Annotated in this window: 26 protein-coding genes; 22 read left to right on the top strand and 4 right to left on the bottom strand. The window is 64.4% G+C overall.

The window, feature by feature from the left end:
* The first annotated feature begins 39 nt into the window (after positions 1-39).
* From HYR72_16595 to HYR72_16580, 4 genes are all read left to right on the top strand, one after another.
* Entirely contained in the window at positions 40-987 is a 948-nt protein-coding gene (locus tag HYR72_16595) for an SGNH/GDSL hydrolase family protein (protein MBI1816599.1), read from the top strand.
* A gap of 50 nt (positions 988-1,037) precedes the next feature.
* Positions 1,038-1,502 carry a twin-arginine translocation signal domain-containing protein gene (locus HYR72_16590; protein ID MBI1816598.1) on the top strand — a complete coding sequence of 155 codons (465 nt, stop codon included), beginning with the start codon at positions 1,038-1,040 and terminating at the stop codon, positions 1,500-1,502.
* 61 nt (positions 1,503-1,563) lie between these two features.
* Complete coding sequence (locus HYR72_16585) at positions 1,564-2,454, top strand: alpha/beta hydrolase (GenBank protein ID MBI1816597.1); 891 nt, start codon at positions 1,564-1,566, stop codon at positions 2,452-2,454.
* Between the two features lie 88 nt (positions 2,455-2,542).
* Entirely contained in the window at positions 2,543-3,376 is an 834-nt protein-coding gene (locus HYR72_16580; protein MBI1816596.1) for a chlorite dismutase family protein, read from the top strand.
* Here the strand turns inward: HYR72_16580 and HYR72_16575 are convergent.
* Entirely contained in the window at positions 3,366-3,833 is a 468-nt protein-coding gene (locus HYR72_16575; protein MBI1816595.1) for a TIGR03668 family PPOX class F420-dependent oxidoreductase, read from the bottom strand. The genes HYR72_16580 and HYR72_16575 overlap by 11 nt on opposite strands.
* Positions 3,834-3,844: 11 nt before the next feature.
* Complete coding sequence (locus HYR72_16570) at positions 3,845-4,879, bottom strand: ribonuclease Z (GenBank protein MBI1816594.1); 1,035 nt, start codon at positions 4,877-4,879, stop codon at positions 3,845-3,847.
* Positions 4,880-5,264: 385 nt separating this feature from the next.
* Between HYR72_16570 and HYR72_16565 the strand changes: the two genes are divergently transcribed.
* The 8 genes from HYR72_16565 to amrA all read left to right on the top strand — a co-directional run bounded on the left by HYR72_16565 (position 5,265) and on the right by amrA (position 11,558).
* On the top strand, positions 5,265-5,720 hold the full coding sequence (locus tag HYR72_16565; GenBank protein ID MBI1816593.1) for a hypothetical protein: 456 nt from the start codon (positions 5,265-5,267) through the stop codon (positions 5,718-5,720).
* Between the two features lie 94 nt (positions 5,721-5,814).
* Positions 5,815-6,276 (top strand): VOC family protein, encoded by a 462-nt coding sequence (locus HYR72_16560; protein MBI1816592.1) that lies wholly within the window; start codon positions 5,815-5,817, stop codon positions 6,274-6,276.
* 88 nt (positions 6,277-6,364) lie between these two features.
* Positions 6,365-6,781 carry a cytidine deaminase gene (locus HYR72_16555; protein ID MBI1816591.1) on the top strand — a complete coding sequence of 139 codons (417 nt, stop codon included), beginning with the start codon at positions 6,365-6,367 and terminating at the stop codon, positions 6,779-6,781.
* Between the two features lie 298 nt (positions 6,782-7,079).
* Complete coding sequence (locus HYR72_16550; protein MBI1816590.1) at positions 7,080-8,276, top strand: M24 family metallopeptidase; 1,197 nt, start codon at positions 7,080-7,082, stop codon at positions 8,274-8,276.
* The gene (locus HYR72_16545) at positions 8,273-8,467 is read left to right on the top strand and encodes a hypothetical protein (GenBank protein ID MBI1816589.1); all 195 of its coding nucleotides are present in this window, start codon (positions 8,273-8,275) and stop codon (positions 8,465-8,467) included. The genes HYR72_16550 and HYR72_16545 overlap by 4 nt, the downstream gene beginning before the upstream one ends.
* A gap of 292 nt (positions 8,468-8,759) precedes the next feature.
* Complete coding sequence (locus tag HYR72_16540) at positions 8,760-10,493, top strand: S8 family serine peptidase (protein ID MBI1816588.1); 1,734 nt, start codon at positions 8,760-8,762, stop codon at positions 10,491-10,493.
* A gap of 74 nt (positions 10,494-10,567) precedes the next feature.
* Positions 10,568-10,993: an NUDIX hydrolase gene (locus tag HYR72_16535; GenBank protein ID MBI1816587.1), complete on the top strand. Its 426-nt coding sequence runs from the start codon at positions 10,568-10,570 to the stop codon at positions 10,991-10,993.
* 13 nt (positions 10,994-11,006) lie between these two features.
* Positions 11,007-11,558, top strand: coding sequence for an AmmeMemoRadiSam system protein A (amrA, locus tag HYR72_16530; GenBank protein ID MBI1816586.1), 552 nt, complete (start codon positions 11,007-11,009; stop codon positions 11,556-11,558).
* Between the two features lie 16 nt (positions 11,559-11,574).
* On the opposite strand, the gene HYR72_16525 is transcribed toward amrA, so the two are convergent.
* Together HYR72_16525 and coaD are read right to left on the bottom strand one after the other, a co-directional pair.
* Positions 11,575-12,771, bottom strand: coding sequence for a pyridoxal phosphate-dependent aminotransferase (locus HYR72_16525; GenBank protein MBI1816585.1), 1,197 nt, complete (start codon positions 12,769-12,771; stop codon positions 11,575-11,577).
* Positions 12,772-12,855: 84 nt separating this feature from the next.
* On the bottom strand, positions 12,856-13,926 hold the full coding sequence (coaD, locus tag HYR72_16520; protein MBI1816584.1) for a pantetheine-phosphate adenylyltransferase: 1,071 nt from the start codon (positions 13,924-13,926) through the stop codon (positions 12,856-12,858).
* 150 nt (positions 13,927-14,076) lie between these two features.
* On the opposite strand from coaD, the gene HYR72_16515 reads away from it, so the two are divergent.
* The 10 genes from HYR72_16515 to HYR72_16470 all read left to right on the top strand — a co-directional run bounded on the left by HYR72_16515 (position 14,077) and on the right by HYR72_16470 (position 23,779).
* A complete protein-coding gene (locus HYR72_16515; GenBank protein ID MBI1816583.1) occupies positions 14,077-14,874 on the top strand; it encodes a QueT transporter family protein in 798 nt (265 codons plus the stop codon).
* Positions 14,875-14,884: 10 nt separating this feature from the next.
* Positions 14,885-16,549, top strand: a complete 1,665-nt coding sequence (locus tag HYR72_16510; GenBank protein ID MBI1816582.1) for an energy-coupling factor ABC transporter ATP-binding protein — start codon at positions 14,885-14,887, stop codon at positions 16,547-16,549.
* A 13-nt stretch (positions 16,550-16,562) separates the two neighbouring features.
* Complete coding sequence (locus HYR72_16505) at positions 16,563-17,345, top strand: energy-coupling factor transporter transmembrane protein EcfT (protein MBI1816581.1); 783 nt, start codon at positions 16,563-16,565, stop codon at positions 17,343-17,345.
* A 2-nt stretch (positions 17,346-17,347) separates the two neighbouring features.
* A complete protein-coding gene (locus HYR72_16500) occupies positions 17,348-18,178 on the top strand; it encodes a hypothetical protein (GenBank protein MBI1816580.1) in 831 nt (276 codons plus the stop codon).
* 57 nt (positions 18,179-18,235) lie between these two features.
* Positions 18,236-19,645 (top strand): M20/M25/M40 family metallo-hydrolase, encoded by a 1,410-nt coding sequence (locus HYR72_16495; GenBank protein ID MBI1816579.1) that lies wholly within the window; start codon positions 18,236-18,238, stop codon positions 19,643-19,645.
* 6 nt (positions 19,646-19,651) lie between these two features.
* Entirely contained in the window at positions 19,652-20,239 is a 588-nt protein-coding gene (locus HYR72_16490) for a riboflavin synthase (protein MBI1816578.1), read from the top strand.
* 235 nt (positions 20,240-20,474) lie between these two features.
* Positions 20,475-21,824, top strand: a complete 1,350-nt coding sequence (locus tag HYR72_16485) for an MFS transporter (protein ID MBI1816577.1) — start codon at positions 20,475-20,477, stop codon at positions 21,822-21,824.
* A gap of 12 nt (positions 21,825-21,836) precedes the next feature.
* Positions 21,837-22,121, top strand: a complete 285-nt coding sequence (locus tag HYR72_16480; protein MBI1816576.1) for a tyrosine-type recombinase/integrase — start codon at positions 21,837-21,839, stop codon at positions 22,119-22,121.
* A gap of 157 nt (positions 22,122-22,278) precedes the next feature.
* Positions 22,279-22,656, top strand: coding sequence for a tyrosine-type recombinase/integrase (locus tag HYR72_16475; protein ID MBI1816575.1), 378 nt, complete (start codon positions 22,279-22,281; stop codon positions 22,654-22,656).
* Between the two features lie 172 nt (positions 22,657-22,828).
* The gene (locus HYR72_16470) at positions 22,829-23,779 is read left to right on the top strand and encodes a toll/interleukin-1 receptor domain-containing protein (protein MBI1816574.1); all 951 of its coding nucleotides are present in this window, start codon (positions 22,829-22,831) and stop codon (positions 23,777-23,779) included.
* The last annotated feature ends 208 nt before the right edge of the window (positions 23,780-23,987 follow it).

Here is a 23,987-nt window from a genome sequence, read left to right as displayed (position 1 = left end):
GTTGCGTCGCCGCGATGCACTTGGTACCCCTGCCAATCGATGCCGAATCGGCGCCTGACCTTCGTGTTCCAGCGACTGGCGCTGATCGCCTTCGGTCTCATCTTTGGCTTGCTCGTGACCGAGGCGGCGCTGCAGCTGGGCGCCTACGCGTACCGCCAGTGGACTGGAACGCGCCTCGAGTTCGCCGGGCCACGCATTAGCGGACGCACGCGGATTGCGTGCATCGGCGACTCCAACACGTTTGGTATCTGGACCGATCCGCAGCAGACGTACCCGGCTCAAGTTCGGACGCTCCTGACTGAGGCGGTTGGTCCCGATCGCTTCGAAATCTTCAATCTCGGTGTTCCCGGCGCTCCGTCGGGCAGTTTCGGTCAGCGTCTGAATGAGTTGCTCGATACCTTCGAGCCCGACGTGGTCATTGCCATGGTTGGAGTAAACAACCTGCTCCGTGATCCGGAAGAACCGGTTGAAGCCGGTCAGCCCATGTACGCTCGGTTCGTCCGCGCGCTCAAGCAAGCGAGTCGGCTCTATCAAGTGTATCGCTTCGTGGTGCGCGGCTGGCAGGCTTCAACGCTGGCGCTGCAACCTGAATTCGAAACACACGACGCGGTGGGAACCGCGATTCTCCATCTGGACGATCACGCGATCGCCATTGGCTCTCATTTGCAGCAGAAGAACTTTGCGGAACGACGTCGTTCCAAGATGCAGCTCATCGAGGATCTGGATTGGATGAACGCGGTCTGCCAGGCGCGCGGCGTCCGCTTCGTGGTCATGACATATCTGTCGAAGGAGCAACTCTACGGCGAGATCAACGAGACGATCCGCGCCGCGGTGGAGGAGCGGCATCTGACGCTGATCGACAACGCGATCACCCTCACCAATCCGACGCCGGACATGTTTCTCCCCGACCAACATCCAACGGCGGCCGGCTACGCGGTCGTCGCACGCAACGTCGCTGATTTCCTCTTGCGCAAGAGTCCCCAGTGATGCATCACGCTAGCGACAGATTCGCGTACGGCATGCATCGGAGGTGATACATGGATCGACGAGATGTGTTGAAGTTGGTCGCGCTCACGGTCGCCGTGGCGAGCACAGGGATTGGCGTCAGTTCCGGAGGCGAGTTGCCCTCGACCCTGAAGGACCAGCTTGTAGCGAGCAAGTACGTCTACATCGCCAGCGAGCGCAAGGGCGGGGGCTTCAGCAAGCCGGCAGAGATCTGGTTCTTTTACTACCAAGACGCGGTCTGGGTCGGCACGCCGTCAACCACGTGGCGCGCCAAGCGGATCAAAGCGGGGCGCCGCACGGCGAAGATCGCCGTCGGCTCGCTCGGCGGCCCGAGCTTCGAGGCCACCGGCGAGTTCGTGAAAGATCCGACGGTGTACGAGAAGATGTTCGAGACCTACGCGAAGAAGTATCCCGACGGCTGGCCGAAGTTCGAACAGAAGTTCCGCGATGGATTCAAGGACGGCTCGCGGGTGCTGATCAAGTACACTCCGAAGTGACGAACTTGCGCGATCGCAGCATGTCACCTATGAGCTGACAACTACACCCGGAGGCATTCATATGGCGAGCCAAGAGTTGCAGATGGTCATCGACATGATGCGAGCGAACCCGTTCGATCGTGAGGCGTCGATTGATCAAATGCGCGCGGGCATGGAAGCGATGGCGGGCGCCATGCCGCTGGCGGCCGACATCACGCGCGAAGATGTCAGCGCGGGCGGCGTGTCAGCAGCATGGATCAGCGCGCCGGGCGCCGAGCGCGACCGCGTGATTCTGTATCTGCACGGCGGCGGCTACGTGGTCGGCTCGATCAACACGCACAAGGAACTCGCGTCGCGGCTGTCGCGGGCAGCGCGCGCACGAGTCCTGGTCATTGACTACCGAATGGGACCTGAGCACCCGCACCCGGCCGCAGTCGAAGATGCCGCCGCCGCGTATCGCTGGCTGCTCACCAACGGGACGAAGCCGTCGAGTCTCGCGATCGCCGGCGATTCCGCCGGCGGCGGCCTCACCGTCGCCACGCTGGTCGCGCTGCGCGACGCCGGTGTGGCGTTACCCGCGGCGGGTGTCTGCCTTTCTCCGTGGGTCGATCTCGAGGGCATCGGCGAGTCGATGACGTCCAAGGCTGCGGTCGATCCCATGGTCCAGCGCGATGGCTTGCTGAAGATGGCCGCCGCCTATCTCGCCGGCCAGAACCCACGTACACCGACCGCGTCGCCGCTGTACGCCAACCTCAGCGGCCTGCCGCCGCTGCTGATTCAGGTCGGCACCGCGGAAACGCTGCTCGACGATTCGACCCGGATCGCCGAGCGCGCGCGCAAAGCCGGAGTTCAAGTGACACTTGAACCGTGGGAAGACATGATTCACGTGTGGCAAGCCTTCGCGCCGCTGCTGCCCGAGGGCCAGCAAGCCATCGAACGCATCGGCGAGTTCCTGCGGCAACACGTCCAGTAGAGTTCCCGGCTTGCGCCGGGCGCGGCCACCGACGCTAGCTGGTTGCCGGCGCCGCGCTGCGCTAGGCTGACGCGCGAAGGAGATTCTCATGGCTGACCAGGCGCACTCCGCGGAGACGCCGACGCCCGACACAATCGGCTGGGCCGTCCTGCATCTCTTCTACCGCATCGATCGTGCGCGCTGGCAAGGACTGCCACAAGCAGCCCGCGCGACGGCCATCGCTCAGTTCCAGACCTGGCTCGGCAGCGCGCTGGGAGAGGAAGGGTTACAGCTCATACCGATCGCCGGCATCGCGAAGTCGGATGTGAACTTCATGGCGGTGCATCCGGACCCGCGCCGCGTGCAGCGGCTGGGTCAGGAGATCGCCGCGACGACCCTCGGCGCCTGTCTCGTACCGGTGTATTCGTTCCTCTCGATCTCGGAGGTCAGCGAATACATGTCGGGTCCAGCCGATTGGGAGCGCCAACTCGTCGAAGAACAGAAAATGGATCCAGCTTCGCCCGAGTTCGCCGCGGGCATGAAGGCGTTTAGCAAGCGCATGGCGGCGTATGCCGAGGCGCGCGTACACCCGCGGTTACCGGACAACTTTCCGATGGTCTGTTTCTACCCAATGAGTAAAGCGCGCGACGAGGCGCGCAACTGGTACACGCTCGAGTTCGCCGATCGCAAGCGCTACATGGGCGGCCACGCGACAACCGGACGGCGCTTCGCGGATCGTGTCACTCAGCTCATCAGCAGCAGCACCGGCCTCGACGATTGGGAATGGGGCGTCACCCTGTTCGCCCGCGACCTCAAGAGCCTGCGCGATGTCGTTTACGAAATGCGCTTCGATCCAGGTAGCGCGATCTACGGCCAGTTCGGCCAGTTCTACGTCGGCATCCGCTTCACTCCCGACGAGATGGCGGACGTGCTCAAGTTGTAGCCGCGCTAGACTTGCGCGACACAACGCTGGCCCGCGACCGCCACAAGTGCGCGTCCTGCACGGTGATGCGCACCATCGGATGGGTGGCGAATGCCAGCGGCATAGCGCGGTACTGCGGATAGCGGACGCGTAACGCCGCCAGGATGCGGTCATACTCTTCACCCACGTCGACCACGATGGCGTGACCACGAACCAACAGATACGCCAGCCGCTGCCAATCGTCATCGTAGTCATCGATGACGAACGCCACCTTTGGATTGATCGCGAGGTTGCGCATCCGCTTCAGCTGCAGCGGTGCGCCACGCTTCGGCTTGTCGTCGATGACGAAGTAGAAACGATCGTTGTCGCGCGCATAGCAGAACGGGATGACGTGAGGCGCACCGGTAGCATCGGCAGTGGCGAGACGCGCCACTCGATGGGCATCGGCAAACGCGGCGGCTTCTTCGGACAGCGGCATCGCGCGGCGACTCAGCGGTCGGGGACGTCTTCGGCCAGTTCGCCGGCGAAGGTAGCGGCCGCCTCACGGCGCAGCAGTTCCGCGTCGCCTTCGTAGCGTGGAGAGAAGTGGAAGACCTCGAGCCGCTTGGCCCCGGCCATGCGCGCCAGCGTGCCCGCTTGGCGCGCGGTCATGTGATAGCGCCGGCTGGCCTGTTCGCGATCGGCGTCGACGAACAGCGACTCGCAATAGAACACGTCGGCATCGTGCGCGAGCAACGCGATGCGGGCGGCGTTGTGCTGATTGAAGACGGCATCGGTGACGTACGCGATGCCTTGACCGGGGGTTTCGGCGATCAGTTGCTCGCGCAGCGCATCCAACCGAAACGTACGTTGCTGCTGCGTGCCGTTCTCACGCCAGGTGGCGACCACGGGTGCGTCATCCGCCGCCCCCGCACGGATAGCGGCCTTCATTTCCGCCAGCCACGGGCCCGGCGGGATGCCGAGCCGGTCAAGTTCATCGGTGCGGACATTGAGATGGCGCGCCTCGCGCACCGCGAAGCCGAGGCACGGAATGCGATGATCGAGTCGCACGGCGTGCACGGTGAAGTGCGGCTCGGCTACCAGCGGTGCCAGCTCGCTTTCGAAGCTCCACTCACCCTCGCCATCCACCTGAAAACCCGTGGTTGCCGGCAGCCGCACCCAGCGGATGCGTTGGTCGAGTCCGACTTCATGAACCGTCACCACAAATTCGTAGCCGTCGACCAGGTTCCACGTGTAGCCGGCGAGCTTGCCGCGCACGTTGGCAATGATCCCGGGCGGCCCGAAGAACTGCAGGTGCGCGCTGCGGGCGAGGAACACCCGCAGCAAATGATCGAAGCCGATGAAGTGATCGATATGAGTGTGCGACACGAACACGTGCGTGATGCGCAGCAAGTCGCCCGGCGGAATGCGATCGATACGGCCAAGATCGAACTGCAACGCGCGCCCGCGCCAGCGCTGACTCACGTACAGCCCCGGATCGCCGAACGGCCCATTCACCAACCGCGGAACGAACGCACTTTTCACGCGCGCATCCTACTGAAGCCCGGTCGAAACTCAAAGTCGCCTCCAATCCGCAATTCCCATTCCTCATTCCGCAATCCGCATTCCGCATTCGGGGCTGCCGGCGTCGCTTGACGGCGTTTCGTAGATCGTGGCAATGCAGACTGGCAAGCGGTTCGGCGTTAACCAGCAGCATATGTCGCATAGCAGCCTTCAGCGATCGCACGAGGAAACGAGTTCCAACACAGGAACGTTGCGGTACATCCGCCGCGACGAACCCACCGTTCGCGCTCGGCGATACGAAGTACCGCATGCGTGGGTCGCCAAGGTTTTTCGGACGGCGAAATGTAGTTATGCACATGCTCAAAGGTCTCCAATGACTTGCTCACGACGCCCACGCGTGTGCGGTATGAGCTTTCTGCTTCTCGCGGTTGCTTCAGTCGGTTGCCGCCCAACAGGTAGGACGACCAGCGGCCTTGATGTGCCTGAGCCGCGAGCGTTCAGCGATGCTGTGGTCGCGGTCGTCGTCGAAGACAACCCAACCGGTATCTATCGGAAAATGGAGGCTCGCTTTCGCAAAGACGTACCCGAGGCGCAGATGCGCCCCGCCCTGGACCAGATTTATGCCCAATACGGAGGAAGGCCGCTGGAGGCGGTATTCAAATCCGAGGCGACCGGCCAGAAAGTCTATCCGGATGGCGACACGAAACCGCTGCAGAGGTTTTGGTACGCGGTCAGCACAACTACGGAACCAATGGGGAAGTATTTTCTCATTGTTGAAGTTGTTCCGGATGGTGCGGGTCTCGCCTGCGCGGGGTTCTCGATCGTCAGCTTTCCAGCGGGTTCCCCTCCGTGGCTGAATTGAGTACGCGACCGACTATGAATAACCAGCGGCTCAAGCGGACCGCTGAGGAACGCGGCCGCTTACCCGCAAGCCGTTCTGCCGCAAGAGGAACGCCATGAAACGCACGTGGACGATCATCGGGGTGAGCGATGTGCCGCTGAGCTTCAAGTGGTACCAGTCGCTGTTCGGCCAGCCGGCGACGCGTCCCGCCCATCCCGACTTTGGTCAGATCCTCGACTCGGATGAAACGGTGTTGCTCTGCCTTCACCAGTGGGGCGTCGAGGACCATCCCTCCTTGATGAGCCCCGGCGAGGGCACTCCCGGCAACGGACTCCTCCTGTTCTTCCGCGTCGACGATTTCGACATGGCACTGCAAAGGGCACGCGCCCTTGTGGTTCGGCTCGAAGAGAATCCTCACGTGAATCCCAACACTCGAACCAGTGAGTTCTCGCTCCGAGATCCGGACGGATACTACGTCACCATCAGCGCGCTAGAGGGCCGAACAAAGCGCTCCACCCGACCGCGGCCACGAGCGGGTTCCGGCAGAGCGAAGCGCGCGTCTGGCCGTGGCCGGTGAGCGCCATGACGTTGGGCAGGCAGAGGGTGGAGAATCTTCCGACAAATACGCGCTATGTGCCGTCTGCGCCCGGACGAAGGAGGAGCGCATGGACGTTCCCAGCCGCGAGCTGACGCCAGACGACCTGGAGCTGATCGAGTTCGCGCGGCGAATCGTCGACGCCAACACGGACGGTGAGTTCGGCGTCCACACAATGGGCGCCGCGGTGCGCGCGGCCAACGGCGAGATGTACGGCGGCATCAACGTTTATCACTACACCGGCGGTCCGTGCGCCGAGCTCGTGGCCCTCGGTCACGCCCGCGCCTCCGGTGCTCGAGAGCTCAGGACCATCGTCGCCGTAGGCAACTGCGGGCGTGGTCCGCAGGGCCCCTGCGGTCGCGACCGGCAGATCCTCTTCGACTACCACCCGGCCATCCGCGTGATCATGCCGACGCCCGACGGCGTCAGGAGCGTCCACATCGCCGACCTGCTCCCGCTCGGCACGGTCAGGCACGACGCGGAGTGAAGGTCGTACTGCCCAACAAGCGCATCAACCTGACTCGCAGCAGTTCTGGTGGAGCGTCCTCAAGCCAGACCGCTCGCAGGTTATACTCGGTGCGCAACATCGCCGAGGACCGCACGCTGTCTCAAGAAGAAGTTGAACAGCGGGTGGCACGATGGATCGGGAAATAGTCTGGTCACTCTGGGCCAGCGCTCCGCACTCTGTATTCCGCATTCCGCGATCCCCCATTCCACAATCCCCAATCCGCATTCCGCAATCACATTGACTCGCCTCATCCTCGCGGCTAAGCGAAAGGCCACCGATGAACGCGCGCGTCGAGGCGGTGCAAGCCGCGCTGCAAGCGGATGGCATCGACGCCTGGCTGTTCTACGACTTTCGCGGCAGCGATCCGCTCGCTTACCGTGTGCTCGATCTGCCGCAAGCTGAGCTGACGCGGCGCTGGTTCTACTGCGTCCCAGCAACCGGCTCGCCCCGTGCGCTAGTGTCTGCGGTTGAGCCCGACGCGCTGGCGGCGCTTCCGGGCGAGCACATCGTCTATCGCGATTGGCGCGAGCTGCGCGCCGGACTGACGCGCTTGCTCCACGGTCACTCGCGCGTCGCGATGCAGTACTCGCCCGAGTGCGCGATTCCGTACATCAGCCGGGTCGACGCCGGTACGATCGAGTTGGTGCGCACGTGTGGCGTCACGGTCGTCTCGTCCGCTGATCTCGTGCAGCGCTGCGAGGCGGTGTGGACGCCGGCGCAATACGCCGGCCATTGCCGCGCCGCGCACGGTCTGCGCGCCACCGTCGATGAGACTTTCGACTATATTGCCGAGCGCATCCGGAGCGGCGGCGCACTCGACGAGGTCGCGGTTCAGCACTTCATGCTCGAATGCTTTCGACGCCGCGACCTCGTGACCAGCAAGCCGCCGATCGTGGCGGTCGACGCGCACAGCGCCAACCCCCACTATGGTCCCACACCAACGACGGCGCTGCCTATTCGGCGCGACAGCTTTGTGTTACTCGACCTGTGGGCAAAGGAACCTGACGGCTTGTACGCAGACATCACCTGGACCGGAGTGGTCAGCGACCGGGTCCCGCCAGAACCGGCCGCGGTGTTCGCGATCGTGCGTGATGCGCGCGAGGCAGCCATCACACATGTGCGCAGCGCAGTACGCGCTGGTCGCTCGATATGCGGCGCGGAGGTCGACGACGTGGCGCGCGCGGTGATTCAAACGGCCGGGTACGGCGACTACTTCGTTCACCGCACCGGACACTCGATTGGCACCGAGGTCCACGGCAACGGCGCCAACATCGACGGCTTCGAGAACCCGGATCATCGCCGCCTGCTGCCGCACACGTGTTTCTCGATTGAACCCGGCATTTATCTTCCCGGCCAATTTGGCGTCCGCAGCGAAGTCGACGTGTACCTGTCCGAGACCGATGCGGAAGTCACGGGTGCGCCGGCGCAAGACACGGTCGTGGCCATACTCGCAGAAGGAATGAGGACCGCATGATGCCCGCGCGCAACCAGCCGAACCAGCCAAACCCGCACGAGCGCATCACCGCAATCGTCGCCCTGGCGATATTCTTGGCTTGCTGCGGCGCGCTGTTCGCTTCCTGCGGCGGCGAGGATTTGACCATCCCCGGAGTGATCGTCCTACCGACGAGCGCCGACACTCCGGTTCCTACCGAGACGCCGGCCTGATTCGCGGTGATGTGAGCTGTGTAAGAATTCGCCACCCTTCGCAAATCGTCAACCGCGTAACTCTGCATCCGGGCGTCGGCACGACGCGCCGCGAGCGCCAACCACCAGGTCGCACGCGACTCATGCTGGAACGTGACTCGTCGTGTGCGGTTCGCTTGCCACTAGACAGCGCGATACAGCTCCGCGCGACCGCGAACCGATCAAGCGATGGCGCAAATGATTCACCACCTGAACAGCGCACGCCACCTGCGGTTACGACGGCATACGCACTGCTCCCTGACGGGACATGCGTGTGCATGTCAGATCACTCTCCCGTCTTGCGCTGCTCGCGACTCTCGGCACTACGATTCCTCTCGCATCGGCACAAACGACCACGCCACTGACGGAGCGGCTGCTCGTTCAGCCGAACGGTGGCGTCTCTAGCGCCGAGCTGAGAACGCTATTCGACCGTCACAAGCTGGCGCGGCTGAAGCGCGTCCACGGTATCAACCTCCACGTTGTGCGCGTCGCCGCCGATCGCGTGGCGGCAACGGAAGCCACGCTCCGCGCCGATCCGCGCATTCGCTCGGTCGAACGCGACCGCCTGCTAGCACCGGCGCAACTCCCGAACGACACGAACTTCCCGGCGCAATACCATCTGATGCGCATCGGATGCCCCGCCGCGTGGGACATGACGACCGGATCCATCCGGACACCGATCGCAATCCTCGACAGTGGCGTCGACGCGACGCATCCCGATCTCGCCGACAAAGTGATCGCTGGCTTCAACATGGTGGACGACACCACCGATACCCACGATGTGTATGGACACGGCACGATGGTCGCCGGAGTCGCGGCGGCAGCGAGCAACAACGGGCTCGGGGTTACGGGCGTCGCGTGGGCGAGCCCGATCATGCCGATTCGCGTTACCGACACGAACGGCTTCGCGTTTGGGTCAACGCTGTCTGCCGGCTTGGTGTGGGCGGCCGATCACGGCGCGCGCGTGGCGAACATCAGCTTCACCGTATTTGGCGCCAGTTGGTTGAGCCCGGCGGCGCAGTACTTCGCCAGCAAGGGTGGCGTCACCTTCGCCGCCGCCGGCAACGACGGCGCTGGGCACAACGAACCCGACAATCCGTGGGTGGTGTCGGTCGCGGCCACCGATGCGAACGATCAGCGCGCCAGCTTCTCCAGCTACGGTCCCTTCGTCGATCTCGCCGCGCCGGGTGTGGACATCGTCACCACCGGCGGTGGTGGCCAATACACGAGCGTGTCGGGCACCTCATTTGCCAGCCCCGTGGTGGCGGGCGTCGCGGCATTGCTGTTGGGCGTGAGTCCCACTCTCACGCCAACGCAGATCGTGGATCTGCTGACCGGGAACGCGCGCGACCTCGGCGCGGGTGGATACGATCCGATGTGTGGGTGGGGCCGCGTTGATGCAGCCAACGCTGTCGCTGCGGCGCATGTGTTGGTGAGCCGTCCGGACACTACGCCGCCCAGTGTGGTTGTTCGCTCGCCCACGAGTGGCGCGTCGGTGAGCGGCACGGTGACTGTCGACGTGGCCGCCAGCGATGACGTGGCGGTTACGCGCGTCGTTCTCTATGCCGACAACCGACCCGTTGGAGCGCTGACGACCGCGCCCTATCGCTTCACGTGGAACGCCAGCACGCTACCGCTGGGCGCTCACACGCTGTTGACCGCCGGCTTTGACGCCGCCGGCAATCGCGGCGTGTCAGCCGCTGTTCAGGTGACCACGATCATCGCGAAGCGCCCGGCGGTACGACTGACGGCACCGCTCGCCAACACGACCTATCGCGCGCCAGCCGTCATCGCCATGAGCGCGGTCGTTGCGGATAACGTCGGCAGCACGCGCGTCACCTTCTCCGTCGACGATCGCGCGCGCAGCTCCGACAGCTTCGCACCGTACAGTCGGCCGCTCGATCTCTCGACGCTGGCGCGCGGCACCCACAGCGTGGTGGCCACCGCCGTCGATGCAACCGGCAAAGTCGGCACATCGCAACGGATCGTTTTGATCAAGGCCTTTTGATCCCCGCTGACACAGGCAGGAGCGGTTGACCGTTCGCGCCGTCGCGTGTTAGCTGTCGCGCGAGTGCACTTGGCGTGACGACACCGCGCAATCCCGCTCCGACCGTGGATACGATCATCGAGGTGCCCGGGGGCATCGTGTTGATCAAGCGCCGCTTCGAGCCGCCCGGCTGGGCCATCCCCGGCGGCTTCGTCGAATACGGCGAAACCTTGGAGGCCGCCGCCGTGCGTGAGGCGCGTGAAGAAACCGGACTCGACGTCACGCTCACCGAACAGTTTTATGCCTACTCCGATCCGCGACGTGACCCGCGCCGCCACACCATCGCTACGGTGTTCATCGGCCACGCGATCGGGATACCGGTTGCCGCGGACGATGCGGCAGAGGCCGGGATCTTCATCAAGACGACACTACCCCAACCGCTCGCGTTCGATCACGCCGTGATTCTCGCCGACTATTTTCGCTACAAACAGTCGGGCGTCCGGCCGTTTCATGGAGCCTAGAGCCGTCCCGCCATTGACCGCAGACGAGCGCCGCACGCTCCTCCGGCTGGCGCGCGACACGATCAACGCGCGATTTCAGTCCGCCCCTCTCCCCCGCATCGAAAACCCAGCCGCCGCACTGCAAGCACCCGCCGGGGTTTTCGTCAGCCTGCACGTGGGGGCGGAGCTGCGCGGCTGTGTCGGCACCTTGAGTGCGGATAGACCCCTGCACGAAGGCGTCGCGCACGTCGCTCTACAAGCGGCGTTCGAGGATCCGCGTTTCGTATCGGTGCAGCTGACGGAGCTGACCCTGCTCGACATCGAGATCTCGCGGCTGACCACGCCGCGGCCGACGACACCGGCGGAAATTGTTACCGGGCATCACGGCGTGTGTGTGATGCGCGGCGAGCAACGGGCGGTGTTCCTCCCGCACGTCGCCACCCAGCACGGTTGGGATCGCGATCGCTTACTCGACGAGCTCTGCACCAAAGCGTCGCTCCCGGCCGACGCGTGGCGCCAAGCCGACTGCCAGCTCTCGTGTTTCGAAGCCGAAGTGTTCAGCGAGCGCGAAGAGCTGACCCGCTGATCGTCAGCTCCACCTCTCAACTCTTGGCCTTCAGCGCCGCGAGCGCCTGCGCGATCCGCTCAACTCCGAGGCGCAGGTTCTCCATCGAGTTGGCGTACGAGATCCGGATGTGCTCGGGATAACCAAAGTCGGTGCCGCCGACGACCGCGACGCGCGCCTCTTGCAACAAGTAGGCGGCGAGGTCGTCACCGTTCTTCAATTCTGAACCGCGCAGATTGAGATGCGCCGCGAGATTGGGGAACACGTAGAACGCCCCTTGCGGCATCCGACAGCGCACGCCGGGAATTTGGTTCAACGCCGGCACAATGAAATCCCGTCGGCGCTCGAATTCGCGCATCATCGGCGGCACCGAGTCTTGAGACCCGCCCAGCGCTTCGGCCGCAGCCGCTTGCGCCACCGCCGACGGATTCGAGGTCATCTGTCCCTGCAGGGTCGACATCGCCTTGATGACCTCACGCGGACCGGCGGTGTAACCGATGCGCCAGCCGGTCATCGCGTAGGTCTTGGACACCGAGTTGACGATCAGGGTCCGGTCGCGCAGATCCGGTTGAACGCTCAGCACAGCGCCGGCCCGGAAGCCTCCGTAGACCATCATCTCGTACACGTTGTCGCTGATCACCAACAGGTTGCGCTTGGCGATCACTGCGGCGAGTTCGGTCATCTCGCGCTCGTCGTATGCAACGCCGGCGGGATTGCTGGGGCTGTTGATCAGCACCGCACGCGTGGCCGGTGTGACCGCGGCATCGAGCGCCGCGGCCGTCATCTTGAAATCCTCGCTCTCCTTGGTCTGAACGATGCGCGCCCGCGCCCCGGCCAGCGCCAGCATGTCGGGATAGCTGACCCAGTACGGCGCCGGCACGATGACCTCATCGCCAGCACCGAACAGCGCTTGGAACGCCAGATAGAGCGAGTGCTTGCCGCCGCAGCTCGCAATCACCTCGCTCGCCTCGTAGGTCAGGCCGTTGTCGCGTTGCAGCTTTCTTATGATCGCCTGCTTCAGCACCGCGGTGCCGCCAACCGGTGTGTACTTGGTCTGGCCGGCGGTGAGTGCCCGCACGGCCGCTTCCTTGATGTTGCCGGGCGTATCGTAGTCCGGTTCGCCGGCGCCAAAATCGATCAACTCGATGCCCTTGGCGCGCAACGCGGCGGCCTGCTCGGTCACTGCCATGGTTGCCGAAGGCTTGATGAGGCGCACGCGCTCGTTCAGGTTCATGTCAGGTTTCATAAAACACAAATTTCCAGCGCGCGCCACGGCGCGTCAGTCTGATGCAGGCGGATTGTTTCGACGACTGTGAGGCTAGCGCTGGCGCGCCTTGATCTTCGCTTGCAAGCGGGCGTGGACGCCGGGGGGCACCAACGCGCTGACGTCGCCACCCAGCGCCGCCACCTCCTTCACCAACCGCGAGGCGGTGTAGAAGTAGGCTTCGCTGGCAGTCATGAAGAATGTCTCGATGCGGCTGTTGAGGTGGCGGTTCATCAACGCCATCTGAAATTCGGTCTCGAAGTCCGACACCGCGCGCAGACCGCGAATCACTACCGTGCCGCCGACGCGATCGCAGTAGTCCACCAGCAAACCTTCGAAGCTGTCCGCGATGATGCGGTCGCCGACATCGGCGAGCGATTCGCGGATCAGCTCGACGCGCTCGGCGGGCGAAAACAGTGCCGCATCCTTGTTCGCATTGTACGCAACGGCCACCACCACCTGATCGAATACATCGAGCGCGCGGCGGACGATGTCGAGGTGGCCGTTGGTGATCGGATCAAACGAACCAGGGTAGACAGCTTTGCGTTGCATGGCGCGATCGGCGGGCTCCTCGGGAACGTGTAGTACGGTGACGCCCGTCTTTCCATAGCGATGCGTCGGCGTCAAATCGGAAAACGCTGGGTGTACCGGCGCTTCGTCGAGGTGATGTTCCACCACAACCCATCCCCCGGGGCGCACAATTGCGGCCGCCGCCAACGCAGCGAGGGTAGCCGCCACCTGTCCCTTCTCATACGGCGGGTCGAGCAGCACGCCGTCGAACGCGGTGCCCGCTTGGGTCAGTCGACGCAGTGCCGCGGTCACCGGCATCGCCAACACGCGCACCTGCGCCGCAAAGCCGCACGCCGCAAGATTTGTGCGCAGTGCGCGCAGGGCATCGCGTCCTTCCTCGACGAACGTCACGCCGGCGGCACCGCGGCTGAGCGCTTCGATACCGAGCGCGCCGCTGCCGGCGAACAGATCGAGTACCTGCGCACCGGTGAGATCAACGCGCGAATCGAGCATGCTGAAGATCGCTTCCTTCACGCGATCCGCCGTCGGTCGTGTGCCGCGCCCGCCCGCGGTCTTGAGGCGGCGGCCCTTGGCGCTACCGGCAATTACGCGCATGGCGACAGGTCGATCACGACGGCGGAGCTCACGAGGGAGCCGAAGATAGTGAAACGGACGCCAGGCCGCAACGCCGCGCCGACCTTCTGGCCTGTCGCCACCTTGACGCTGGCGCGCGCCGCGGGCTAGCTAGCGCAGCTGCAAGCTGCGATGCGCGACATCATCGACATGTGGGGCAACACCCGCATGGTGGTTCTCACCGCCATGACCGCCTCGCTGTACGCCGCGATTCTGATTCCGTTCAAAGTTCTGCCCATCATCCCCGGCGTCACAGAGTTTCGTCCGGCCAACGCCGTGCCGGTGATCTGTTCGTTTCTCTTTGGCCCCGCCGGCGCGTGGGGATCGGCCATTGGCAACGTGATCGGCGATTTTTTCGGCGGACTCGGGCCCGGCGATTTCTTCGGCTTCTTCGGCAACTTCCTCTACGGCTACGTGCCCTATCGCGTGTGGACGGCGATCATGGGTGAGCGCGATCCGGTCCCGCAGTCGCCGCTGCAATGGATCGTCTTCTTCGGCGTCGTCGCGCTCGCCAGCGCGGCGTGTGCGTTGACCATCGGTTGGGGCATCAATCTACTTGGCTTCGTACCGTTCTCGGTGCTCGCCAACATCATCTTCGTCAACAACCTGCTGGTCGCGGCCGTGCTCACTCCGTTTTTGCTCGCGGTGATTTATCCGCGCGTCAAGAGCGCCAAGCTGCGTTACCTGGATGTGCTCGGGAGCCCCGTGCGCCGATCGCTGCCGGTGCGGGCGCTCGGGCTCACGCTCGTCGTCTGCGCCATCGTCGGCGGTATGTATGCCGGCACCCTGCTCTCCACCGGCCGCATCGAGCTGCCGTTTCTCGCCCACGATGCCATCTCGACCGCGGGCTCGCCCACGCGCGCCGCCGATGTCGGTCTGGGCCTCGCCCCGATCGTGCTGTTGATGCTGATCGGATTGGCCTTGCTGTAGTCGTGCCGGTGTGACGGACATTGCGATTGCCCTGCGGGGTGTGTCGTTCACCTATGCGGACAGCGATGCGTCGGCGCTGCGCGATGTCGACCTGACCGTGCATCGCGGCGAGCTGATCGTGGTGATGGGCGCCACCGGCGCCGGCAAGACGACCTTGGCGAAGTGCCTGAACCGGGTCATCCCAGCGTTTCAAACTGGCACGCTCACCGGCGAGATCACGATTCTCGGCCGCCGACTGACCAGCGAAGGCGTCGCCGATCTCGCCGGCGTCGTCGGGCTGGTCTCGCAAGACTTCGAGGCGCAACTGTTCGCCACCAACGTGGTGCAAGAACTCACGTTCGCCATGGAGCACCTCGGCATCGCCCCCGCCGAAATGCGCACGCGCGTACCCGCCGCGCTGGCGGCGGTCGGGCTCACCGGCTTCGAGCGGCGCGACCCGACGACATTGTCCGGGGGCGAGAAGCAACGCCTCGCCATCGCTGCCATTGTCGCGTTGCGTCCGCCCATCTTTGTGTTCGATGAACCAACGACCGATCTCGACCCGATCGGTAAGCAAGAAGTCTTCGCGGTGCTCGATCATCTACGGCGTGCCGGCGCCACGCTCGTCGTCATCGAGCACGAGATTGCCGCCGCCGAACATGCCGACCGCGTCGTGCTGATGGACGGCGGCCGCATCGTCGCCGATGCGCCGCCGGCGGAACTGTTGCCCGACGTGGCGCGTCTCGAGCGTCACGCCGTGCGCCCCGCCGATGTCGATCGCATCGCGGCGCGCCTCGCCGTGCATCTGGCGCACCGCAGCCTCGACGAGCTGACGGCGGTGATCGATCCGCGGTTGCGTGTCGATACACCCGCGCCGCCGCAACCAGGATCCACCTCGGATCCCATTTTGATCGCCGACCGCGTCACCTACCAGTACGACAGCGACCAGACCGCGCTCGCCGCCGTGTCGTTGGAAATCCGCACCGGCGACAGTGTCGCCCTGATCGGCCAGAACGGATCCGGGAAGACCACGCTGGCCAAGTTGCTCAACGGGTTGCTCACCCCCACCTCCGGACAAGTGCGCTTGCACGGGCAGCCGATCACCGATCTCAAACTCAACCGTGTCGCCGGTGAAGTCGGCTACGTGTTTCAGAATCCCGATCATCAGATTTTCGCCTCGACCGTGCACGACGAAGTCGCGTTCGGTCCCCGCAATCTCGGCCTTCGGTCGGCTGAGATCAATGAGCGCGTCGACGAAGCGCTTGCCGCCGTCGGACTGCGCGGCCATGAAGCGCACGATCCGTTTCTGTTCGGCAAGGGCCAGCGCCAGCGCCTGGCGGTAGCCTCGCTGCTGGCGTTGCGGCCACGCGTGTTGCTGCTCGATGAACCGACCACCGGGCTCGACTACCCCGAGCAGCGCCACATGATGGATCTGGTCGCCAAGCTGCAGCGCCAAGGCATGACGCTGGTAATGATCACGCACAGCCCGTGGGTGGTCGCCGAGTACGCGCAGCGCGGCGTATTGCTCGCCCACGGGCAGGTGCTGTTCGATGGACCGCTGCGCGATCTCTTCGCAGAGGAGGCGCTGCTCGAGCGCTGTCACTTCCGCGTGCCCGAAGTAACGCGACTCGGTCGACGCCTGGGCTTTACTCCGCTGTCAGTCGATGAGCTGATGCAACACGTGCGCGACGCGTAGCACCCACCAACCTATGCGCCTCTACCTCTACATCGATCGCCGCACCGCGCTGCACGAGCTGAACCCGACCGTGAAGGTGCTGGCGATGCTCTGCTTCTTTCTCGCCGCGTTCGTCAACGAGCGGCCGGCGCTGCTGCTGCCGCTCGGCGCAGGAGTGATGACCCTAGTGCGTTGGGCAGGCGCGTGGCCGAATGTGCACCGATTGCGCGTAATGTTTGTGATGGTGTTCACAATGACGCTGCTGATCTGGACCCTCTTCTACCCGCGCGGCGAGCCGTGGCTCACCTTCGGTCCGATCCAGATTCGCACCGGGGCGATCGAGTTTGCTCTGGGCATGTCACTCAAACTCGCGACCGTGCTCGCCGTCGGCGTGCTGTTTCTTTCGACCACCAAGGTCGAGGAGTTTGCCTACGCGCTGACGCGCGTCGGCGTGCCCTACAAGCTGGGGTTTACGATGACCTTGGCGTTTCGCTTGGTCCCGGTCTTCGTCGAAGCCGCCTTCACCGTGGTGCAAGCGCAACGCAGCCGCGGCTTCAACTTCGATGAAGGCAATCCGTTGCAACGCGTTCGGCGCTACGTCCCGGTGATGGTGCCGGTATTCATGGGTGCGTTGCGTCGGGCCGACGGGATGGCGATGGCGCTTGAAGCCCGCGGCTTCTTGTCGCAACAACCGCGCACCAGCTTCGAGCAATATCGGTTCGGCTTCGGCGACGTGATCGCGTTGCTACTCACACTTCTGGTGACAAGCGTGTTCGTCGCCTTCTGGTGGATCGGTTACACGCGCGTGGGGATGTAGCCGTGCGCCGCGCTCCGTTTCTCCTCTTGCTGTTGCTCGTTGCGCCGGTGCCGGTCTTCGGCTGGAGCGCGCGCGCGCATCGGCTGGTGACTGATCTCGCCGTCGATCTCGTGCCCGCGCCGTGCGCCGAGCACTTTCGCACGGCGCGCGCGGAACTCATGCAGCGCTCGGTCGAACCCGATACGGTGCTGCGCGATCGCGACGGGCAGCGCGAAGCCGTGCGCCACTTCATCGATCTCGACGCGTACATGCCGTATCCCTTCAGCGGCTTCCCGCGCACCTATCGCGAAGCCGTCGCGCGTTACGATCACCGTACGGTCAACGCGCGCGGCGTCGTGCCGTGGGTCATCCTGCGCCTGCGCCGCCAACTCCGCGAGGACCTCCGCACGCACAACCGAGACGCGATCGTGCGTGACGCGGGTTATCTCAGCCACTACGTCGCCGATGCGCACCAGCCGTTGCACCTGACCGTCAACCATGACGGCCAACGGACCAGCAACGACGGCGTGCATCTGCGGCTCGAACTCGACATCGTCGACGCTCGCATCGAATCATACGAAGCCGCGCTGCGCGGCCACCTGCCGAATGCAAAGCCGCTTCACGATGTCCGCAGCGTGATCTTCGCCGACTTCGTCACCACCTACCCGTTGGTGGATACCATCATGCAAGCCGACCGCGCCGCGGCCGGCAGTCTGTGGCGCTACAGCCCTTTCTACTACCGCCGCATGGACGCCGCGCTGCACAGCACGATCGAGCGCCAACTCGGCCGTGCGGCGGTGGTGCTGGCGTCGATCTGGACCACCGCGTGCGTCGAAGCTCACGACGCACCCTGAACCCACCCGCGCGACCCACCTTGACGATGTCCGGGACGGGCAGTAGCGTCGACCGCCATGAGCGGTCCTCATCTCGCCAAAGTTCTGGCCCGCATCGATGCGGAGCTGCCGCGCCATCGCGCGACGCTCGAATCGCTCATTCGCATTCCCAGCGTCAGCGCGACCGGCTTTCCGGCGCGCGAGGTTGAGCGCTCCGCCGAAGCCGTCGCCGCGTCGTTGAACCACGTCGGCTTGCGTCACGTCCGCCTACTGCGGATCGACGACAGCCATCCGTATGTGGCCGCCGACTGGCTCGATGCCGGGGACGCGCCGACCGTGCTGTTCTACGCGCACCACGATGTGCAGCCGCCCGGGCACATCGACCGCTGGACGGCCGATCCGTTCGAACCGGTTGAACGCAACGGCCGTCTCTATGGCCGCGGCAGCGCCGACGACAAGGCCGGCGCGGTGATGCACGCCAGCGCCATCGACGGCTGGCTCGGCGCGACCGGTGGCCTGCCCTGCAACGTGAAGGTCCTGATCGAAGGCGAAGAGGAGATTGGCTCGGGGCACCTCGGCGCGTTCCTGCAACGCTATGCCGAGGAACTGCACGCCGATGTGATCGTCCTCGCCGACGCCGGCAACTGGAGCGTCGGGCGCCCAGCGTTGACCTACATGCTGCGCGGCTTGACCGATCTCACGGTGCGCGTGCGCGCGCTCGCGGCGCCGCAGCACAGCGGGATGTTCGGCGGTGCACTGCCGGATCCCGTGCTCGGGCTATCGAAGATGTTGGCGACGCTGGTCGATGAACGCGGCGCGATCGCCGTGCCTGGCTTGTGCGACGACGTGCGTCCGCCGACTGCGGCTGAACGCACGCGCCTCGCCGCGTTGCATTTCGATGACGCGATCTTCCGCCGCGCCGGCGGTATCGTTGGCGAGGCCCGCTTGATCGGTGATCCGGCTCACAGCGTCTTCGAGCGATTGTGGATGCAGCCCGCGATTACTATCGTCGGGATTGATTCGCACCCGATCGCCGGTTCGTCGAATCAGATTCTCGCCGAGGCCGCCGCGCGCATCAGCGTGCGGCTGGCACCGGGACAGAACCCGCAGCGCTGTCAACGCGTGGTGGCCGATCATCTGCGCGCGGTAGCGCCGTGGGGCCTGACAGTCGACGTCGAGCTGAGCCACGAAGCCGCGCCGGCGTGGGTGTGCGAGCCGTCGGGTCCGGCGTTCGCTGCCGCGGAAGCCGCGCTCACCGCGGCCTTTGGCGTGCCGCCGGTGTACATGGGCGTCGGTGGATCGATCCCGTTCGTCGGGCCATTCGCCGCCGCGTTCGGCGGCGCGCCGGCGTTGCTCACCGGCCCGTCCGATCCATTTTCACGCATCCACAGCGAAGACGAGAGCCTGCAGCTCGACGACTGGCATCGCCACTGCCGCGCGGAAGCGCTGCTGCTCGCCGAGATCGCCGCGCGCGGCAAGGAGATCTAGCGAGTCATGTTCACCGGCATCATCGAAGAAGTGGGCGAGGTCATGGAAGTTGGCGCCGGGGTGCTGCGTATCCGCGCGGGCATCGTGCTGGCGGATGCGAAACTCGGCGACTCGATTGCGATCAACGGCGTCGATCTCACCGTGGCCGAGATGGACAGCGATAGTTTCTTCGCCAACGTGATGCCGGAGACTTACCGGCGATCCAATCTCGGACGACTCAAAGTCGGCGATCGTGTCAATCTCGAACGATCGGTGCGCCCTACCGATCGGTTGAGCGGCCACATCGTGCGCGGCGTCGTCGAGGGCCTCGCGACCATCGAGTCGTTTACACCGGAAGCCGACGCGATCATCGCGCGCTTCCACACGCCCCCCGAGCTGCTCCGCTACATGGTCGTGAAGGGACCGGTGACGATCGACGGCGCCAGCCTCACCATCATCGACAAGACCAGCACGACCTTCGCGGTGTCTCTGGTGCAGTACACGCAGGAGAACACCTGCCTGCTCGGCAAAGAGCCGGGCGACTCGGTCAACATCGAAACCGACATCATCGCCCGTTACGTCGAGACGTTGTTGCGCGAACGCGACAGTTCGTGATGTCGCCCCTCGATACGCCACCCTTCGATACGAAGCCTTCGGCTTCTACTCGGGGCGGCTACTCGGGGAAGCGGTTTGTTTTCTTCGTACCCACTTCTTCTTCTCGCACCACTTCAAGATCCGCTTGCCTGACGGTTGTATCCGACCGCACCACGCCGACCACTCAGGGGCCATAACTGTCCGTTGGCCGTGCCCGGCTTTGACGCGCGCCGAGGCTACGCTAGAGCAAGCGGTGATGACTGATCGCGAAGTCCCGCTCCGCGCCAAGGTGCTGTACGGCACCGGCGAAGTCGCCGTTAGCGCGAAGAACGCCACGCTCAATCAATTTCTGCTGTTCTTCTACACCGACGTGATTCACTTGGCGCCGCGGCTGGTGGCGCTGGCGATCACCATCGCCAAGCTGTGGGACGCCATTACGGATCCGGTGATGGGCTACGTCTCCGATACCACGCGTTCGCGTTGGGGCCGGCGGCGGCCGTACGTGGTGGCGAGCGCCATTCCATTGGGATTGTTTTTCTACCTCTTGTTCGCCCCGCCCACCGGGAGTGATTGGGCGACCTTCGGTTACCTGCTTGTTGTCTACGCCATCCTGTTCACGTTCTTCACCATCTTCGCGACGCCGTACATCGCCTGGGGCGCCGAGCTGGCGCAGGACTATCACGAGCGCACGACGGTGGTGCAGATTCGCAGCCTGTTCGGTGTGGTCGGCGGCGTGGTTGGCGCTACCGCGCCGATCGCCATCGCCAAGGGTTTCGTAGATCAACGGCAGGGCTTTGCGGCCATGGCCGCGGTGCTCGGCGTATTGCTGACCGTCGCCGCGCTGCTGCCAGGTTTCGTCACCGAGCGCTCGCACGGTCCGACCATGGTGCCGAGCTTCGCACACTTCTTCAGCGGACTGCGCTACACCTTTCGCAATCGCGACTTCCGCGTCGTGTTTCTAACCTTCTGCTTGATGACCATCGCCGCGTCGCTCGGCCAAGCGGTGCAACTGATCGTGGTGAAGTACTGGCTGCAGATGTACGACTTCTTTCCGGTGATCGCATTGGTCTTTGGCCTCAGCTTCGCGTTGTCGTTTCCTCTATGGCTGGCCCTGTCGCAGCGCTTCGGCAAACGGCGCGCGATGCTGATGGGATTAGGCATGGGTTGCGTGACCCCGTTCGGCTGGCTGATCGTGCAACCGGGCGCGCGTGGGGCGATGTTGGTGTTCATGATCGGCGCCGGCATCGTCACCGGGTCGCTGACGCTGGTGATGTCGAGCGCGGCCGACATCGTCGACTTCGACGAGTTGGAAACCGGCGAGCGTCGTGCCGGCGCGTACTTCGGCATTTGGACGCTGGGACTGAAAACCACCAGCGCCATCGGCATCCTGATCAGCGGCGCCGTACTCGAACTGGTCGGCTACGTGCCCGATCAGCCGCAGAACGCAACGGCGATGTGGTACCTCCTGCTGATCGTCGGGCCGCTGCAGGCAACGGTGCACTTCGTCGGCTTGCTGATCTTCCGCCGCTTTCGCTTCGAGGCAGCCGACGTCGCCCGCGTGCAGGCCACGCTACAAGAGCGCCGCGCCGCGGCGACACAGGAGTGAACTGAACCCGTGATGGGTCCTTCGGACCTCGATCCGGGGCAGCTCGACGATGGGGTGCGCGCCAAGCGGGCGCAGCGATTGCCGGTGGTGCTCACACGACCAGAGGTGGAGACCCTGCTCGCAGCGCTTGACGGTGTTTCGTGGATCATGGCAATGATTCTCTACGGCTCCGGGTTGCGACTGATGGAATGTTTGCGGTTGCGGGTCAAAGACGTGGACTTCACGAGAAACGAGTTCCTCGTGCGCGAAGGCAAGGGGAATAAGCCTGCCCTGAGCCTGTCGAAGGGGATCGAGTAACCATGCTGACGAGCGGCGTGAAAGATGCCCTCCTGAAACATCTCGCCCGCGTTCGTCGTCTCCACGAGCGCGATCTGAGGGCCGGATTCGGTCGCGTGCAGTTGCCGGACGCCCTGGCGCGGAAGGTTACGAATGCGAATCGCGAGTGGGGGTGGCAATGGGTGTTTCCCGCCGCCAAGATTTGCACGTATCCCGATTTGGCCCACCGCAGCGCTACCATCTCCACGAGACGGTGCCGCAGCGTGCGATTCGCGACGCTCGCCGCCGTGCCGGCATCGCAAAACCGGTGGGGCCGCACACGTTGCGCCACTGCTTTGCGACGCCTCTGCTGGAGAGCGGGTACGATATTGGGACCGTGCAGGAGTTACTCGGGCACCGCGATTTCTCCAACCCGTACGTCCCGAGTAGCGAAGCGTATCGAGGGATGATCTACACCCACGTGCTGAACCGAGGCGGGCACGGCGTGCAGAGCCCTGCGGATCGATTGTTCGTCGGCGACTCGGCGCGTGCTAGCCCGCGAGGGCGAGACGCGTAGCAACCCAAGGGGAGAGCGATCGTCGTGAGCTATGGATGCGATTTACGGAGCGATTGTTGAGGACACGGCGGATGGGCCCGAGGGACGCTATGCTGACGAGAACTCGCGGGGGTTGCGGCTTTCCTTCGGGAGGCGAAATGTAGTTAGACCGATCCTGATCGTTGAGGTGGATATGGCAGAGCAAGAACCAAGTCGACAGCCTCAGGTCTTCATCTCCTACGCGAGACCAGACGAGACTCAGGCGCGGTCCTTGGTCGAAGCACTGACCAAGCTCGGGATTAACGTAAGATTCGACCAGTCCGAGATTCGGTACGGAGATAATGCCATACTTTGGATGAATAACGCCCTCGCCGAATCAGACTATCTCTTGCTCCTCCTCAGCGGCGCTACGGCCGGCCGCTATTGGGTAGAAACGGAATGGGCGGCGGGGCTCGCGAAGGACGCCGAGCTCCGACGAACTTTCCTGATTCCCGTGGTTCTCCCCGACACGGACGACACCGATATCCCTGCCCTTCTGAAGGCCAAGCGGTACGTGGATCTGCGCCGAGATGCAGAGAAGGAATTGCTGCGTCTCGTCGCTCAGATCAAGAGCGACGCCGTCATTGCTCGCGACCTGGGAAGTTACCCGATTCCTGCACCGGCGGCCCTGGCCGATCGCTGTGAGGCACAGCTCACACCGGGCGCAGAAATGATTACCGTCTTCGTGCACTCCAACCGCTTTGCCAGGGTCATGCGCCTTCGCGTGCCGCAGTCCGCTGGCGCTGGCTTCGTATTGACCGCTGTGCGAGAAGAGCTTGGTCTCCCATTCTCGATGATCGATGACAAGCTGCAACTGGAGCTTTCATACGAGTACTATCTCAGATTCCGGGGGCAGCGGCTGACCACCCAAACGCTGGCTGAGCAAGACGTAAGAGATGGAGCGCGGCTGGAGCTTTGGATCCGACTTGTGTGGCGCGATCTTGTCGCGAATCGGACGCTGAGCAAGAACACAGTGGCGTTCCTGACAACGATGCGCGTGGCCACACGACTTGACCCAGGGGCAAGACTAGGCGCGACGGGACGATTGGCCGAAGGCGAGCTTGCGGACCGCGCGTCTCCATCCTTTGACCATGTGGATAGGTGAGTCGAAGATCGGTCTAACTCGCCGCTCCAGGCGACGGCGAAGAGCGCGCCGCGCCTGAGCGCCACGACGTTGAGGCTGTAGAAAAACTGCGCGGGTCGGTGTAAATCAAGGGTCAGCGAGCATCTGGGGGATGTTCGGACGGCTGAGGTGATGGGGAGGGGCGGATGGCGCGGTACAAGCCGTACAATCTGAAGCAGGCCAAGATGAT

The organism is Deltaproteobacteria bacterium (assembly GCA_016178705.1).
In the GTDB taxonomy this organism is placed as follows: Bacteria; Desulfobacterota; Binatia; order HRBIN30; family JACQVA1; genus JACOST01.
This window is presented reverse-complemented; position numbering and strand designations above follow the sequence as displayed.